Origin of the sequence: Streptomyces sp. NPDC017943, assembly GCF_044328425.1 — a bacterium.
Lineage (GTDB): Bacteria > Actinomycetota > Actinomycetes > Streptomycetales > Streptomycetaceae > Streptomyces > Streptomyces djakartensis_A.
This window is the reverse complement of the sequence record NZ_JBIRHH010000003.1, coordinates 25,307-42,158: the sequence shown is the minus strand read 5'-3', so window position 1 is coordinate 42,158 and position 16,852 is coordinate 25,307. Positions and strand designations below refer to the sequence as shown.

Here is a 16,852-nt window from a genome sequence, read left to right as displayed (position 1 = left end):
CTCCATGACCGACCACACCGCACTGACCGCCGCCCCCGACGACGTCGTCTGGGACCTGCCCGGTGACGGCCCGCAGCGCAGCGCGCTGCTGGTCCTGCCGCACGCCGGCGGCAACGCCCACGCCTACGCCGGCTGGCGCGAGCACCTGCCCGCCGACGTGCGGCTGCTGATCGGCCAGTACCCGGGGCGCGGTGCCCGCTACGCCGAGGACCTGCCGCGTGACATCGCCGACCTGGCCGGCCCGGTGGCCGCCTGCCTGCCCGCCGGGGCCACCGACGACCTCGTCGTGCTGGGGCACAGCATGGGGTCCCTGGTCGCCTTCGAGGTGGTGCGGCTGCTCCAGGCGTCCGGCCGTACGCCGCGGGCGCTGGTCGCCTCCGCGTGCCGGGCGCCGTTCCTCGCCAACCCGGCCGTCGTCCACCCCGAGCGGCTGGACGACGACCAGCTCGTGGCCGCCATCAAGGCACGCGGTGGCACCGACGACGGCATCCTCGACGACCCGGAGCTGCGGGAGATCGTCATCCCCTCCATCCGCGCCGACTTCGCCATCGACGACGTCTACCGCTGCCCCGTCGCCGAGGCCCGCGTCGAGTGCCCGGTGACGGTGATCGGCGGCGACGCCGACCCCGTCGCCCCCGCGGCCTCCCTCGGCCGCTGGGCCGAGGTCACCGGCCGGGCGTTCACCCAGCACGTCCTGCCGGGCGGGCACTTCTACTTCCAGGACCAGCTGCCGCGGTTCTTCTCCGTGCTGTCCTCCGTGGTCGGCGGCCGGATCACCGCCTCGGCCGCCTGACGGCCCGCGGCCCGCCCCTTCCGCCTTTCACCCTCCACCTTCCTTCTTCGCGACCTCCCAAGGACTCCTCATGACCATCCACGCAGACGCCCCGGCCCTTCCCGCGACGGCTCCGATCACCCCGGTCCGCGAACCCGGCAAGCCCGTCGTCGTGCACGTCCCGCCCGCCGCGGGACTCGACGAGGCGGTCGCCTGGCTGACGGCCCACCGCGAGCAGATCCAGGCCGAACTGCTCCGCTCCGGCGCCGTCCTGCTGCGCGGCCTGCCCGTGCGGGACGCCGCGAGCTTCGCCGCCGCCCGTGACGCGCTGATCTCGCAGCGGGCCGGCTACAAGGAGAAGGCCACCCCGCGCACCGACTTCGGCGAGGGCGTCTTCTCCTCCACGGATCTGCCCGCCGTCCAGCCCATCCGGCTGCACAACGAGAACAGCTACACCCTCGACTTCCCCGGCGTGCTGCTGTTCGGCTGCGTCACCGCACCCGAGGAGGGCGGCGCCACCACGGTCGGCGACATGCGCGAGGCACTTCGGCTGCTCCCGCCGAACCTGGTCGCCCGGTTCGAGCGCATGGGCTGGCTGCTGGTGCGCAACTACTCGGAACTCGCCGGGCTGCCCTGGTACAAGACCTTCGCCACCGAGGACAAGGCCGTCGCCGAGGCGTACTGCACGCAGAACACCGTCGGCTTCGAGTGGCTGGACGACGGCGCGCTCGTGACCCGCCAGCGCCGCTCCGCCATCATCACCCACCCGGTGACGGGCGAGCGCAGCTGGTTCAACCACTTCGCGTTCTGGAACAGCCGCACGCTCGACCCGGACGTCCGCGAGGTGCTGGTGGAGACGTACGGCGAGGACGGCCTGCCCTTCAACACCTACCTCGGTGACGGCAGCCGCCTCACCGACGAGGAGGTCGACGCCGTCAACGCCGTCTACGACCGGGTGACGGTCCGCGAGACCTGGCAGGAGGGCGACCTCATGCTCGTGGACAACCTTCTGTGCGCCCACGGCCGGGAGGCGTTCAAGGGCGACCGCAAGATCCTCGTCGCCATGGGCGAGCCGATCGCCCTCGCCGACTGCGCCCCCACGACCGAGCCCGCCACGACCGCCTTCACCGGAGAGTGACCGCCGCCATGACCGCCGTCCTGCCCGAGCGCCCCGCCACCGCCACCGCCACCGTCCCGGACACCGGCGGGCACACCGCCTCTTCCGTGACCGACCTGCTGGACCGTCTGGCCCAGGCGCCCGCCGACCGAACCGCCGTGGTCGCCGCCGACCGCGAACTGACCTTCGCCGGGCTGCGCGCCGAGGCCATGCGGATCGCCGGCCGGCTCGCCGCCCGCGGCATCGGCCCGGAGAGCGTCGTCGCCCTGGCCCTGCCGCGCGGCGCCGATCTGGTGACCGCGCTGATCGGCACCCTCACCGCGGGTGCCGCGTACCTTCCGGTCGACCCCAGGCTCCCGGCCGAGCGGCGCCGCTACCTGGTGGAGGACTCCCGCGCCGACCTGGTCGTCACCGCCGACGGCACCGACGCCCCGACCCCGGGCACCCCTCACGTCACCGTCGGTGAACTGACCGCACCGGACGGGGCCGGGGACGCGCCGTACCGCCCCGCGCCCGTCCCCGGCGACGCTCTGGCGTACGTCATCTACACCTCCGGCTCCACCGGCCGGCCCAAGGGCGTCGAGATCGGCCGCGCCGCGGCGTCCGCGCTCCTGGCCGAACTGGAGTCCGAGGGCATCGCGGGCCCGGGTGCCGGCCGGGTCGGCTGGAACGCCTCACCGTCGTTCGACGCCTCGGTGCAGCAGTGGGTCCGCCTGTGCCGCGGGGACACCCTGGTGATGATCGACGACGAGACACGTGCCGACCCGGCGCTGCTGGCCCGATGCGTCGACGAGCAGGCCCTGACCGCGCTGGACATCACCCCCGCGCACGCCGAACCGCTGCTGGACCTGCTGACCGCCGACGGCGGGCCGCGCCCCCTGACCCTGCTCGTCGGCGGTGAGGCGATCAGCCCCGCCCTGTGGCGGCGGATCGGCGAGCAGACCGAGGCCGGCGTGCTGCGCGCGGTCAACCTGTACGGTCCGACCGAATGCACCGTGGACGCGACGGCAGGCTGGATCGACGGTGCCGACGCGCCGCACATCGGCACGGTGCTGCCGGGCCTGCGCGGGCGGGTGCTGGACGAGGCCCTGCGCCCGGTCCCGCCCGGCGGCCGCGGCGAGCTGTACCTGGCGGGCCCGCGCGTGGGCCGGGGCTACCGGCACCGCCCGGCCCTGACGGCCGAGCGCTACGTCGCCGACCCGGACGGTTCCGGATCCCGCATGTACCGCACGGGCGATCTCGTACGGCTGCTGCCCGACGGCCGGCTGGCCTGCCTCGGGCGGGCCGACGGGCAGGTCAAGCTGCGCGGCCACCGCATCGAACTGCCGGAGATCGAGGCGGCCCTGGCCGCCCACGCCCAGGTCGCCGAGGCCGTGGTCGTCCTGCGCGACGACGTCAACGGCGCCCCCGGCCTCGTGGCCTACCACCGCCCGCACGACCCGGCGGCCGGTCCCGCGGACACCACGGCGCTGTGCGCCCACCTGACGGCGACACTGCCCGCGTACATGGTCCCGGCGGCCTTCGTGGCCGTGGAGCGCTTCCCGACCACGACCCAGGGCAAGCTGGACCGGGCCGCGCTGCCCGCCCCCGCCGCGCAGGAGGCCCCGGCCGACGCGTCCGGGCCCGCTCTGTCGCGCTCCCAGGCGCTGATCGCCGGGGTCTGGTCCACCGTGCTCGGCGCCCCGCGCATCGGACCGGACGACAACTTCTTCAAGCTGGGCGGACACTCCCTGCTCGCGATCAAGCTGGTCTCGCGGGTCCGGGCCGAACTCGGCGTCGCCCTGCCCGTGAAGGCCGTCTACGCCAACCCGCGGCTGCGCGACCTCGCCGCCCACATCGACACGCTCGTCGCCGCCGCGCCGGGCCAGGACGCGTAAGGACCATGACCGTGATCCCGCTGTCGTTCGCCCAGCGCCGGCTGTGGTTCCTGGGCCGCCTGCACGGGCCCTCCGCGGCCTACAACGCACCCGTCGTGCTCCACCTGGACGGTGTGCCGGACCCCGAGGCCCTGCGGGCCGCCCTGGCCGACGTCGTGGAGCGGCACGAGGTGCTGCGGACGGTCCTGGCGGCCGGCCCCGACGGCGAGCCGTACCAGCAGGTGCGACCGGCCTCCGCCGTGGAAGCCCTGGCCGTCGAGGACTGCGCACCCGGCGAACGCGACGCGGCCGTGGCCGCGTTCGTCCGGCAGCCGATCGACATCACCGCCCGGCCGCCGCTGCTCGCCCGGCTGTTCCGGACCGGTGACGGGACCACGGACGTCCGCCCGTCCACGGACACCTCCAGCGCCACGGACACCCCCAGCGCCAGGGGCACCTCCGTGCTCGTGCTGCTCCTCCACCACGTCGCCACCGACGGTTGGTCCGTACGGCCCCTGCTGCGCGACCTGGCGGCGGCCTACGCCGCCCGGAGCGCGGGCCGGACGCCTCACTGGCAGCCGCTGCCCGTCCAATACCGGGACTACACGCTGTGGCAGCACGAGCTGCTGGGCGACCCGGCCGACCCGGGCAGTCTGGCCGCCGAGCAACTGGCGTACTGGCGTGCCGCGTTGGACGGAGCACCGGCCGTGCTCGACCTGCCCGCCGACCGGCCCCGCCCGGTCGAGCCGTCCGGCCGCGGGGCCACCGTCACCGGCCGGCTGGACGCGGCCGCCCACGGCGGACTGCTGGCCCTGGCCCGCGGCCGGCGCGCGACCCTGACGATGGTGGCCCGGGCCGCTCTGGCGGCGACGCTGGCGGCGGCCGGGGCCGGCGAGGACGTCGTCATCGGGACGCCCGTCGCGGGCCGCCCGGAGGAGGACCTCCACGAGCTCGTCGGCTTCTTCGTCAACTCCCTCGCCCTGCGCACCGATCTGTCGGGCGACCCCACCGTGTCCGAGCTCGTCGACCGGGTCCGCGACACCGACCTGGCCGCCTACGAGCACCAGGACCTGCCCTTCGACGTGCTCGTGGAGCACCTGGCCCCGGAACGGGCCCTCGGTCACCACCCGTTCTTCCAGGTGATGCTGACCGTGGCCGCCGACGGCACCGGACCGGGCCCGGTCCCACTCGCCGGCGGGCTCACCGGACGCACCGCCGACACCGGTCTGGACGCGGCCAAGTTCGACCTGACCTGGTACTGCGCGGAGCGCCACACCGAGGACGGCCGCCCGGACGGCGTCGACGTGGCCCTGACCTACGCCGAGGACCTGTTCGACGCGGACACCGCCCGGCTGCTGCTCGACGCCTACCTGACGGCCCTGGCCGCCTGCGCCGCCGACCCGCTGCGGCCCACCGCCGAGCTCCGGCTGCTCGGCGCCGGGGAACACCAGCAGCTCCGGCGCCGACCGGCTCGCACCGGGCACACCGCGGGTACCGAGTCCGCTCCCGCCGCCGTGCGGGCCGACGTCCTCACCCCGCGCGAGGAGATCCTCTGCGGCCTGTTCGCCGAGGTGCTCGGCCGGGAGACGGTCGCCGCGGACGCCAACTTCTTCCGCAACGGCGGCCACTCCCTGCTCGCGGGCAAGCTGGTCAACCGCGTCCGCGGGGCGCTCGGCACCGAGGTGGGCATCCGCGACCTCTTCCTCGCCCCGACCCCGGCCGCACTGCACCGGCGGCTGGCGGAAGCTGCCCGGACCACCCACGCCGGCGACAGGCCGGAGCTGACCGCCGTACCCGCCGGGGAACGGCCCGCCCGGCTGCCGCTGTCGGCCGCACAGCGCGCCCTGTGGCTGCTCGGCCGTATCGAGGGTGCCTCCGCCGCCTACAACGCGCCGCTGGTGCTGCGCCTCGACGGGGTGCCCGACCGGCGGGCGCTCGCCGCCGCGCTGGCCGACGTGCGCGCCCGGCACGAGGTGTTGCGCACCGTGTACGGCTCCGAGGACGGCGAGCCCCACCAGCGCGTGGTGCCCGCCGGCCGGATCCCGGACGCGGTGCAGTGGGAGGAGTGCCCGCCCGGCGAACTGGACGACCGGGTGGCAGCGTTCGGCCGTTCCGTCCTGGACCTGGCGACCGAAGGGCCCCTGCGGGCGCGGGTGTTCCTGCCCGGCGACGGCACCTCCGTCCTCGTGCTGCTCGTGCACCACATCGCGACGGACGGCTGGTCCCTGGCCCCGCTCACGCGCGACCTGGGCGAGGCCTACGCGGCTCGCCTCGCGGGCCGCGCACCGCTCTGGCGGGCCCTGCCCGTGCAGTACGCCGACTTCGCCCTGTGGCAGCGCGACCTGCTGGCCGGACCGGCCCGCAAGCGGCTGCTGGCCTTCTGGGAGCAGGCCCTGGCCGGCCTGCCGGCGCGCACGGACCTGCCGTACGACCGCCCGCGGCCCGTCGAGCCGTCGGGACGCGGATCGGCCGTGACCGCGGTCCTGGACACGGACGCGCACCGGGCCCTCACCGCACTCGCGCGGGAGCACCGGGCCAGCCTCTTCATGGTGGTGAGGGCCGCACTGGCGGCCACCCTGCACGCCGTCGGCGCGGGCACGGACCTGGCGGTGGGCACCCCGGTGGCCGGCCGCTCCCACCAGGACCTGCACGACCTGGTCGGCTGCTTCGTCAACTCCCTCGTCCTGCGCGCCGACCTGTCGGGGGACCCCACGACCGCCGATCTGGTGGACCGGGTCCGCGACGCCGACCTGGCCGCCTTCGACCACCAAGACCTGCCCTTCGACCTGCTCGTGGAGCAACTCGCCGAGCCGGGACGGGCGCTGGGGGAGCACCCCTTCTTCCAGGTGATGCTCACCGTGCAGGAGACCGCCGCCGAACGGGCCGGACTCGGCACGCTCACCGCCACCGCCACGAGCACCGACCTGGGCGCCGCCAAGTTCGACCTGTCGTTCCACTGCGCCGTGCGCCGCACGGCGGACGGCGGCCCCGCCGGTGTGGACCTCCACCTCGGATACGCGTCGGACCTGTTCGAGGCGGACACCGCCCGGCTGCTGCTGGACGTGTTCACCCGCTCGCTGCGGGCCGTCGCCACCGGCGCCACCGTGCGGCTGTCGGAACTCGGGCTGGTGACGGCCGAGGAGGACCGGGCGCTGACCGCCCGGCGCGAACGGCTCGCGGCGGCCACCGTGCGGCAGCCCGCCGAGGACGCCGGCGCAGCAGCCCCGCACGCCCCGCGCGTCGAGATCCTCGCCGGGCTCTTCGCCACCGCACTGGGACGTGACACGTTCGCCGCCGACGCCAACTTCTTCAAGTCGGGCGGGCATTCGCTGCTGGCCAGCAAGCTGGTCAACCGCGTCCGGCGGATGCTCGGCGTCGACCTGGGCATCCGCGACCTGTTCCTCGCGCCGACCCCGCTCGCCCTGCACCGGCGGCTGGCGGAGACCGGAGCGGACCGGGCCGCCTCCCGGCCCGGGCCCGTGGCCCTCCCCGCCGACCGGCGCCCCGCGCGGCTGCCGCTGTCGTACGCCCAGCGCCGGCTGTGGTTCGTCGACCAGATGGAAGGACCCTCGGCCACCTACAACATCGCCCTGGTACGGCGGCTGGAACGGCCGCTGGACCCGATGGCGCTGGCCGACGCGCTCGCGGACGTCGCCGAACGGCACGAGGTGCTGCGCACCGTCTACGGCAGCGAGGGCGGCGAGCCCTACCAGCAGGTGCTGGACGGGGCCCGCCCGCACCTCGAGCTGGCCCGGCCCGCCGACCTGAGCGCGGCCGTCGACGCCGCCGCCGCGCACGTCTTCGACCTGGCGCGGGACATCCCCCTGCGGGCGTGGCTGCTCCATCCGCAGGGCGACGGCCCGCAGACCCTCGTCCTGCTGCTGCACCACATCGCCGCCGACGGCTGGTCCACCGGCCCGCTGCTGGCGGACCTGGCGGCCGCGTACGAGGCGCGGGCGGGCGGACGGGCGCCGGACCGGCCCGCGCTGCCGCTGCAGTACGCCGACTACACCCTGTGGCAGCGACGACTGCTCGCGGACGGCGGCGCCGACCGCGAACTGCGCTTCTGGCAGGACACGCTGGCGGATCTGCCGCCGCTGACCGACCTGCCGACGGACCGGCCCCGGCCGGCCCTGCCGTCCGGACGCGGCGCGCTGACCGCCTTCACCGTGCCCGCCGCCACGCACCGGGCTCTGGTGCGGACCGCGCGGGCCCGGGGCGCCACCCTGTTCATGGCGGTGCAGGCGGCGCTGGCGGCCTGCCTGACCCGTCTGGGCGCGGGCACCGACCTGGCGGTGGGCACGAGCGTGGCGGGACGCGGCGACGAGGCGCTGTCCGGCCTGGTCGGCTTCTTCGTCAACACGCTCGTGCTGCGCACCGACACCTCCGGCGACCCCGCCTTCACCACCCTGCTGGAACGGGTGCGCGACGCGGACCTGGCGGCCTACGACCACCAGGACCTCCCCTTCGACCGGCTGGTGGAGCACCTCAACCCGCACCGCTCCACCGCCCACCACCCCCTGGTGCAGGTGATGCTCCAGGTGAATGCCGGGCCCGGGCAGGACGCCGCGCCGTCCGGCCCGCTGGCCGGCACCGAACTGCCCCACACCTCGCGGACCGCCAAGTCCGACCTCACGTTCGCGCTGACGGAGCAGCCGGACGGTTCCCTGGCGGGCGTGCTGGAGTACGCCACGGACCTGTACGGGCGGCCCGGGGCCACCCGGCTCACCGATCTGCTGACGAGGGCACTGGAGCTGTACGCGGCCGACCCGGACGCGCGCGTCGGAGACCTCCCCGCTCCGGCCGACCGGCGCGGCGAGAGGCCCGTGGTGAACGGCTACCGGATCGACGTGGAGCATGTGGCGGCCGTCCTCGCCGCGCACCCGGCGGTGCGCGAGGCCCGGGCGCAGGTGGCCGACCAGCGGGTCACGGCCCGGGTGACGGGGGCGGGCCTCGTCGAGGGCGACGTGCAGGCCTGGGCGGCCGAGCGGCTGCCGGAGTACAGCGTGCCGGCCGTGATCACCGTCGCACACGGCGACGCCGCGGATTCGCAGGACGCCGACCGGAACGGCCGCGACGACGCGGGCGGGCCCGGGGACACCCTGCTGACCGGTCTGCTGCGGCTGTTCGCGGAGGTGCTCGACGGGCGGGAGGTCGGCCCGGCGGACAACTTCTTCAAGGCGGGCGGCCACTCCCTGCTCGCGGTCCGCCTGGTCAACCGCGTCCGCACCGAACTGGGCCGCGAACTCACCCTGCGCGAAGTGTTCCGCCACCCCACGCCGACGAAGCTCGCCGCGTACCTGGCGGCGGCCGCCGCCACGCCCGGCCCCGCCCAGCCCCCGCCGCTGCGCCGCCGCACGCGCGCCGGCAGCCGGGTCAGCCGGCCGTAGCGCACGCCGGCCAAGAGGGCCTCGCGGCTACCGCCCCACCGCCCGGAGCACCCGACCACCGTCGAGTGCTCCGGGCTTCGCCGTGCCCGGCGCAGGCGCGATGCGGGCGGCGGCAGTCGCGGCGGCAGTTCGCGCGGGCAGCGGCAGGAAACGGGCGACGAGCCGCCGGACAGCTGCCCCGCCGACTGCCCGCCGCGGGTGCCCGCGCTGCCTAGCGTGGGAGCACGTCAGCCGGCGGCACACCCCGAACCCTCGCCTGGAGGCCCCGCGATGCCCTCGACCGTCCCCACCGCCTCCGCCGTCCTGGACGGCGGCCCGGCGCCCCGCACGGCGCCCCGCGTCCTGGACCGGATCGCCGGTCAGGACGCCGAGCGGATCGCCCTCGTGCACGGCGAACATCGCATGACCTACGGGCAGTTGGCTCTCGCCGTGGCCTTCCGCGCCGACGAGCTGTCCGACCGCGGGGCGGGGCCGGGCCGGCTGGTCGCCGTGCACCGGCCGCGCGGTGTCGACGCCATCGTGGGCCTCCTCGCCGCCCTGCGCACCGGCGCGGCCTATCTGCCGCTGGACCCGGCGGCCCCCGCCGCCCGCACCGCCGCCGTCCTCGCCGACTGCACGGGCACGGCCCTGACCTCCGTCGACGGGGAACACGTCCTGCTGGGACCCGGCGTGGACACCGACGCCGCGTACGTCATCTACACCTCGGGCTCCACCGGTACCCCGAACGGCGTGGTCGTCGGGCAGGACGCGCTCGCCGCCTTCACGGCCGCGGCCACCGACGTCTACGGCATCACCGCGGACGACGTCGTCCTCCAGTTCGCCCCGCTGCACTTCGACGCCAGTGTGGAGGAGGTCTTCCTCACCCTGGGCGCGGGCGCCACCCTCGTCCTGCGCGACGAGGACATGCTGGACGTCCCCGGACTGCTCGCCGGTTGCGCCGCGCACGGCGTCACCGTGCTGGACCTGCCCACCGCCTACTGGCACGAGCTGGCGCACACCCTGGCCGCAGGGCTCGCCGCACTGCCGTCCACGCTGCGCACCGTGATCATCGGCGGTGAGGCGGCGCTCCCGGAGCGGGTGGCCCAGTGGTGCGCGTCCGTGGACCCCGAGCGGGTCCGGCTGCTGAACACCTACGGCCCCACCGAGACGACCGTCGTCGCCACCGTCGCCGACCTGTCCCGGTACACCGGAGGACCGGTGCCGATCGGGACGCCGCTGCCCGGGATGCGGGCCGCCGTGGTCGACGGCGAACTGTGGCTGCTGGGCACGCAGTTGGCCCTGGGCTACCTGGGCCGGCCCGAGCTGACGGAGCGCCGCTTCGCCCGGCTCGGCACATCACGCGCCTACCGCACCGGCGATCTGGTGCGCGTCCGCGACGACGGCCGGCTCGGATTCGACGGCCGCGCCGACGACGAGGTGAAGATCAACGGCCACCGGGTGGACCCCGCGTCCGTCGAGTCGGTGCTCTCCGGCCACGCAGGGGTGCGCGAGGCCGCCGTGGTCGCCACCGAAGCCCCCGGCGGCGGCAAGCGCCTCACCGCCTTCGTGGTCACGGAGGACGGCGTGAGCCCGTCCGCGCTGCGCGAGCACACGCGCCAGGCGCTGCCCCCGGCCGCCGTGCCCACGACGTTCACCCCGGTCCGGTCACTGCCGCGCACCTCCTCCGGGAAGATCGACCGCAGGGAACTGCGCGCCCGCGCCGCCCGCACCACCGCCCCGGCCCCGGTCACGGCACCGGACCCGGCGTTCGACGTGTTCGCCGGGGAACCGCTGCCGGCCGAGGACCGGGTGCCGCTGTCGTACGCCCAGCGCCGGCTGTGGTTCCTCGCCGGGCTGGAGGGCCCGTCCACCACCTACCACCTCCCGATCGTGCTGCGGCTCGACGAGGATCCCGACCCCGCCGCCCTGACCGCCGCCCTCGGCGACCTGGTGGCACGCCACGAGGTGCTGCGGACGGTGTACCCGGCCGTCGACGGCGAGCCCTACCAGCACGTCCTCGACGCGCCGCCGGTCCCGCTCCACGAACGCACCTGCGCGGCCGAGGACGTGGCCGCGGAGGTGACCCGCTTCACCTCGGCGACCTTCGATCTGGCAGCACAACTGCCGTTGCGTGCCGCGCTGGTGCGCACCGAGGCCACGGCGGACGGCGAGCCGGAGGCGACGCTCGTCCTGCTCACCCACCACATCGCCACCGACGGCTGGTCCGTGGGCCCCCTGCTGCACGACCTCGGCACCGCCTACGCGGCCCGCCGCGCCGGTACGGCGCCCGGCTGGGAACCGCTGCCGGTGCAGTACGCCGACTACACGCTGTGGCAGCGGGACCTGCTGACGGACCCGGCACCGCTGCTCGCCCACTGGCGTGCCGCGCTGGACGGCATGCCGACCGTGCTCGACCTGCCCGCGGACCGCCCTCGCCCCGCCGAGCCCACCGGCGCCGGCGCCACCCTCACCGCCCGCCTCGGCGCGGACGCACTGCGGCGTCTCACCGCGCTCGGCGACGAGCACGGGGCCAGCCTGCTGATGGTGCTGCAACCCGCGCTCGCCCTGGCCCTGGCGGCCGCGGGCGCGGGGGAGGACATCGCCGTCGGCACCCCCGTCGCCGGCCGCGGCGACGAGGCCCTGGACGACCTGGTGGGCTTCTTCGTCAACACCCTGGTCCTGCGCACCGACGTGTCCGGCCCCGCCTCGTACGCCGAACTGGTGCAACGCGCCAGGGACACGGACCTCACCGCCTACGCACACCAGGACCTCCCCTTCGACCTGCTGGTGGAACACCTGGCGCCGGAGCGGTCCCTCGCGGTGAACCCGTTCTTCCAGGTGATGCTCACCGCCGAGACCGACGACGGCTCCGGCACCGGCACGCGCGGCCCGCTCGCCGGGCGCTTCACCGAACCCGGCCTGGAGGCTGCCAAGTTCGACCTCAGCGCCTCCTGCGTCGCCCGGCCCGCCGACGGCTCCCTCACCGTCTGGTGGCAGTACGCGGCCGACCTGTTCGAACCGGACACCGCCCGCCTGCTGCTGGACCTCTTCGTGCGCGCCCTGGAACGGGCCGCCGCCGATCCGCACGCCCCCGTCATGGCGCGGGAGTTGCTCACCCCCGAGGAGGCGGCCCGCGTCACCGGCCTGCGGGACCGGCTCCGGCAGACCCGGCGGGAACAGCGGGAGGCCGCACGAGCCGGCGCCGGCACCGGGCAGCCGCACGTGGAGAAGGTGCTGCGCACCCTGTTCGCCGAGGTGATCGGCCGCCCGGAGCTCGACCCGGACGACAACTTCTTCTCGGTGGGCGGGCATTCGATGTTCGGGGTGCGCCTGGTCAACCGCATCCGCGCCACCCTGGGGCTGGAGGCCCGGATCAGGGACCTCTTCCTCGCCCCCACGCCCCGCGAACTCGCGGCCCGTCTCGCCGGGCAGGCCACCTCGTCCGGCAGACCCGGACCGGCGCCCGTCCCCGCCCGGCTGCGGCCCGAGCGGGTGCCACTGTCGTACGCGCAGCGCAGGCTGTGGTTCGTGGACCAACTGGAGGGCCCGAGCCGCTCCTACACCATCCCGTTCGCGCTGCGCCTGGACCGGCCGCTCGACCCGGACGTCCTGGCCGACGCACTGGCCGACGTGGCCGGACGGCACGAGGTGCTGCGCACCGTCTACCCCGCGGTGGACGGGGAGCCGTACCAGCGGGTGCTGACGGGCGCCGCGGCCCGCCCCGTGCTCGACGTGGTGGACTGCCCCGCCGGCGCCCGGGCCGCGGCCGTCGACGAGGCGGCCGGCCACGTCTTCGACCTGGCCGCCGACCTGCCCCTGCGCGCCACGCTGCTCACCGAGGAGGGCGCCGGGCAGATCCTGGTGCTGCTCGTGCACCACATCGCCGCCGACGGCTGGTCCACCGGTCCGCTGCTGACCGACCTGGCAGCCGCCTACGCGGCGCGCAGCGCGGGTTCCGCCCCCGGCTGGGAGCCGCTGCCGGTGCAGTACACGGACTACACGCTGTGGCAACGCGACGCCCTCCGGGACGAAGCGGCAGAGGAGCACGTCGCCTTCTGGCGCGAGACCCTCGCGGGCGCCCCCGAGGTGCTCGAACCCACCCCGGCCAGGACCCGTCCGGCCGAGGCGTCGAAGCGGGGCGCGGCGGTCCCGGTCGTCCTGGACGCGGACGTGCACGCAGGCCTGGAGCGGCTCGCCCTGGACCACGGGGCCACCCTGTTCATGGTCGTGCAGGCGGCGCTCGCCGCGCTGCTGACCCGGCACGGCGCCGGCACCGACCTGCCGCTGGGCACGGTGGTCGCCGGGCGCGACGACGAGACGCTCGACGACCTGGTGGGGTTCTTCGTCAACACCCTCGTGCTGCGCTGCGACACCTCAGGCGACCCGCGGTTCGAGGAGCTGCTGGACCGGGTGCGCGCCACCGACCTGGCGGCCTTCGCCCACCAGGAGCTGCCCTTCGACCTGGTGGTGGAGCGGCTCAACCCGCCCCGGTCGGCCGGCCGGCACCCGCTGGTGCAGACGATCGTGCAGGTGGAGCCCGCCGAGGCGGGCCCGGGGGAGGGCGGCGTGCTGGCCGGCACCCCGCTGGCCACCGAGTCGGGCTTCACCAAGTTCGACCTGACCCTGTCCCTGCGGGAGTCCCGCACCGCCGACGGCCGGGCCGCCGGTCTGGGCGGAGCCCTGGAGTACGCCACGGACCTCTACGACGCGGCGACGGCCGCCGTGCTGGCCGCCCACCTGGAGCGCATCCTGCGGTCCGTGGCGCACGACCCGGCGCAGCGGGTCACCGACCTCGTCCTGCTGTCGGCCGAGGAGGAGTTCCGGCTGCTGACGTCGTACAACGACACGGCCGCCCCGGCCGCCGGATGCGGGCTGGTGCACGAGCGGTTCGCCGCCCAGGCCCGGCGCACCCCCGACCGGATCGCCCTGTCCCACGGCGAGGAGCGGGTCACCTACGCCGAACTGGACGCCCGCGCCACCGCCCTGGCGCACACCCTGCTGGCCGCCGGGGTGCGGCGCGACGCGGCCGTCGCCGTGCTCATGGACCGGACGCCCCTGCTGCCGGTGGCGCTGCTGGCGGTCCTCAAGTGCGGTGCCGCCTACGTGCCGATGGACCCCCGGCTGCCCGAGGCCCGGGTGCGCACGATGACGCAGGACACCGGCGCGAGGGTGCTCCTCACCCAGCGGGCGCACCTGGACTCGCCTGCCGTGGCGGCCGAGGCGGCGGCCGGGCTGCGGGTGCTGGCGGTGGACGGGCCCGGCGCCTTCGACCCGTCCGCTGCCGGGGACCCGGGTGTGGCGGTCGGCGAGGACGCCCTGATGTACGTGATGTTCACCTCCGGCTCCACCGGCCGGCCCAAGGGCGTCGGGGTGACCCACCGCAACGTGGTGGAGCTGGCCACCGACCGCTGCTGGAACCGCCACCACCACCGGCGCATGCTGGTGCACTCGGCCATCGGCTTCGACGCCTCCACCTACGAGCTGTGGGTACCGCTGCTGAGCGGCGGGGAGCTGGTGTTCTGCCCGGGCGACGGCACGGACCTCGCCGAGATCGACCACACCGTGCGCACCCACCGCGTCACCGCGGCCTACTTCACCATGGGCCTGTTCCACATCATGGCCGACGAGGGCCTGGACACCCTCAAGCTGCTCGACGAGGTGTGGACCGGCGGCGACGTCGCCTCCCCCCAGGCGCTCCAACGGGTCCTGACCCACTGCCCGGACACCGTCCTGGTGCACAGCTACGGACCCACCGAGACCACCTTCGCCTCCCACCACCAGCACTTCCCCGTCACCGAACGCGCCCTGCGCGGCGTGTACCTGGGCGCGGCGCTCGACAACACCCGCGTCTACGTCCTGGACGAGCGGCTGCGTCCGGTGCCCACGGGGGTCGCGGGGGAGATGTACCTCGCCGGCACCCAGGTGGCGCGCGGCTACGTCGGCCGCCCGGCACTGACCGCCGAGCGTTTCGTCGCCGACCCGTTCGGCGCGGACGGCGGCCGCATGTACCGCACCGGAGACCTGGTGTGCTGGACCGCCGACGGCGAACTGCGCTTCCTCGGCCGGGCCGACGGCCAGATCAAGCTCCGCGGCTTCCGCATCGAACCCGGGGAGATCGAGGCCACCCTGGCCCGCCACCCCGGCGTCGGGCAGGCCGCGGTGGTGGTCCTCGACGACGGCCCCGGAGGCAAGCGCCTGGTCGCCTACGCCGTGCCGCGCACCGGGTACGAGCTCACCGGCCCGGACCTGCTGCGCTGGGCGGCGGACCAGCTCCCCGAGCACATGGTGCCCTCGGCGGCGGTGCTGCTCGACGCGATCCCGCTGACGGTCAACGGCAAGCCCGACCGCACGGCGCTGCCGGCCCCCGCCCCGGCGGTCCGGACCACCGGCCGGGCGCCGCGCACCCCGCGCGAGGAACTGCTGTGCGGCCTGTTCGCCGAGGTGCTCGGCGCCGAGACCGTCGGCATCGACGACAACTTCTTCACCCTGGGCGGCCACTCCCTGCTCGGCGTGCGCCTCGTCAGCCGGATGCGGGCGGTCCTCGGCCTCGAACTGGGCGTGCGGGACCTGTTCCGCACCCCGACCGTGGCAGGGCTGCTGGCCGACGAACCGAACGGCTTCGACCCGATGGGCGTCCTGCTGCCCCTGCAGACCAAGGGCAGCAGACCCCCGCTGTTCTGCCTCCACCCGGGCACCGGCGTCGGCTGGACCTACGCCGGACTCACCCGCCACCTGGGCCCCGACCAGCCGCTGTACGCGGTGCAGGCGCGCGCCCTGGCCGAGCTCGGGCACGCGCCCGAGTCGGTGGAGGAGATGGTCGACGACTACCTGCCGCTGATCCGCGAGGTCCAGCCGCACGGCCCCTACCGCTTCCTCGGCTGGTCCTTCGGCGGCACCGTCGCCCACGCGCTGGCGGTGCGGCTCACCGAGCTGGGGGAGCGGTGCGACCTGCTCGCGATGATGGACGTGCACCTGCTGCCCACCGAGCCGCGGCGCCGCCGCATGACGCCGGCGCAGAAGCGGGACATGCTCGTCGGCGACGCCTCGGACGAGCCCGAGGACGCCCCCTTCGACGTCGAGGCGCTCATCGGCCTGGTCCGGCTGAAGGACCCGGTGCTCGGCGCCTTCTCCGACGACGAGATCCGCTCCGTGATCGGCGCCTCCATCAACCACGCCGAAATCATGAACCTGTATGCCCCGCGCCCGGTGAAAACCGACCTGGTGTTCCTCGGCGCACTCGAAGAAGGAGAAACGGAGAACACTCTCGCGCAGCACTGGATCCCCTATATCGACGGCATCGTGGAAAACCACTTGATCGGGGTTCCCCACACCAGAATGGGAGAACCCGAACCGCTCGCCCTGATCGGCCGCATCCTTTCCGAGAAACTGAGGAGCCTGTCATGACCAACCCCTTCGACGACCCCGAGGGCACCTTCCACGTCGTGGTCAACGCCGAGGGTCAGCACGCGCTGTGGCCCGTCTTCGCGGACGTTCCCGCAGGCTGGGACGGGGTGTGGGGCCCCGGCCCGCGGGCCGCCGCCCTCGAGTACGTGGAGCGGAACTGGACCGACATCCGCCCGCTGAGCCTGGTCGCGCAATATTCCTGACATTCGCGCCCCTGGTCGACCACCGGCCGCGCCCCCCGCCGGCACCGGGGGCGGGCCCCTTTCGGCCCCCGCCCCCCCCCGGCGATTTCACCCGCGGTCGCCAAAACACATAAAACCCGGATACACGCCCC

Annotated in this window: 6 protein-coding genes; all 6 read left to right on the top strand. The window is 75.3% G+C overall.

From position 1 onward, the window contains the following. Positions 1 to 4: 4 nt before the first annotated feature. Entirely contained in the window at positions 5 to 793 is a 789-nt protein-coding gene (locus ACH4C6_RS09515) for a thioesterase II family protein (RefSeq protein ID WP_398107976.1), read from the top strand. A gap of 70 nt (positions 794 to 863) precedes the next feature. Continuing rightward, a complete protein-coding gene (locus ACH4C6_RS09510; RefSeq protein ID WP_398107975.1) occupies positions 864 to 1,910 on the top strand; it encodes a TauD/TfdA family dioxygenase in 1,047 nt (348 codons plus the stop codon). An 8-nt stretch (positions 1,911 to 1,918) separates the two neighbouring features. Beyond that, positions 1,919 to 3,766 carry an amino acid adenylation domain-containing protein gene (locus ACH4C6_RS09505; RefSeq protein ID WP_398107974.1) on the top strand — a complete coding sequence of 616 codons (1,848 nt, stop codon included), beginning with the start codon at positions 1,919 to 1,921 and terminating at the stop codon, positions 3,764 to 3,766. A 5-nt stretch (positions 3,767 to 3,771) separates the two neighbouring features. After that, a complete protein-coding gene (locus tag ACH4C6_RS09500) occupies positions 3,772 to 9,135 on the top strand; it encodes a condensation domain-containing protein (protein WP_398107973.1) in 5,364 nt (1,787 codons plus the stop codon). Positions 9,136 to 9,405: 270 nt separating this feature from the next. Next, positions 9,406 to 16,518 (top strand): amino acid adenylation domain-containing protein, encoded by a 7,113-nt coding sequence (locus ACH4C6_RS09495; RefSeq protein ID WP_398107972.1) that lies wholly within the window; start codon positions 9,406 to 9,408, stop codon positions 16,516 to 16,518. Then, positions 16,515 to 16,721: an MbtH family protein gene (locus ACH4C6_RS09490; RefSeq protein WP_398107971.1), complete on the top strand. Its 207-nt coding sequence runs from the start codon at positions 16,515 to 16,517 to the stop codon at positions 16,719 to 16,721. The genes ACH4C6_RS09495 and ACH4C6_RS09490 overlap by 4 nt, the downstream gene beginning before the upstream one ends. Positions 16,722 to 16,852 lie beyond the last annotated feature (131 nt).

What these genes read in the sequence shown, in the direction of transcription:
- ACH4C6_RS09500 (WP_398107973.1), top strand. Translation starts at nt 3,772, where the DNA reads ATGACCGTGATCCCGCTGTCGTTCGCCCAGCGCCGGCTGTGGTTCCTG.
- ACH4C6_RS09510 (WP_398107975.1), top strand. Translation starts at nt 864, where the DNA reads ATGACCATCCACGCAGACGCCCCGGCCCTTCCCGCGACGGCTCCGATC.
- ACH4C6_RS09505 (WP_398107974.1), top strand. Translation starts at nt 1,919, where the DNA reads ATGACCGCCGTCCTGCCCGAGCGCCCCGCCACCGCCACCGCCACCGTC.
- ACH4C6_RS09490 (WP_398107971.1), top strand. Translation starts at nt 16,515, where the DNA reads ATGACCAACCCCTTCGACGACCCCGAGGGCACCTTCCACGTCGTGGTC.
- ACH4C6_RS09515 (WP_398107976.1), top strand. Translation starts at nt 5, where the DNA reads ATGACCGACCACACCGCACTGACCGCCGCCCCCGACGACGTCGTCTGG.
- ACH4C6_RS09495 (WP_398107972.1), top strand. Translation starts at nt 9,406, where the DNA reads ATGCCCTCGACCGTCCCCACCGCCTCCGCCGTCCTGGACGGCGGCCCG.